Genomic DNA, 394 nt, shown 5'->3' on the forward strand with positions numbered 1-394 from the left:
TTTCAACGCCCTTTTCAGGTTTATGTACGGTGTCGAGGTTCATGACCTTCTTACCGGCTACCGCGCCCTTACAAGGGAACTTTATAAGAACGTCGAACTTGAGAAACACGGTTTTGAAATTGAAACCGAACTAACCGTTGAGACAATTGCCAAGGGGTTCCGTATTGCTGAGGTTCCTATTAACTACTACAAGCGTAAAGGAAAGGCAAACCTTCATCCCATCAAGGACGGTTGGAGGATTGGGAAGACAATTATAGAGCTCATGGTGCGGTACAATCCTGGAAGGTATCTGTATCTTTTTGGAATGATTGCTCTATCACTCGGCGTTTTAAGTGGGGTGTATATTGTTACAGAATGGTCTCGTGGTGTTAGTCATTATTTACTTACTTCATTG

1 pseudogene is annotated in these 394 nt (G+C 43.1%); it reads left to right on the top strand.

The annotated features are described in order from the left end of the window. Window positions 1–22: 22 nt before the first annotated feature. Window positions 23–394: pseudogene (locus E3E33_RS10775) on the top strand (TIGR04182 family glycosyltransferase); the annotation flags it as partial.

The sequence above is a fragment of the Thermococcus sp. GR5 genome (assembly GCF_012027535.1).
GTDB classification, from domain to species: domain Archaea; phylum Methanobacteriota_B; class Thermococci; order Thermococcales; family Thermococcaceae; genus Thermococcus; species Thermococcus onnurineus.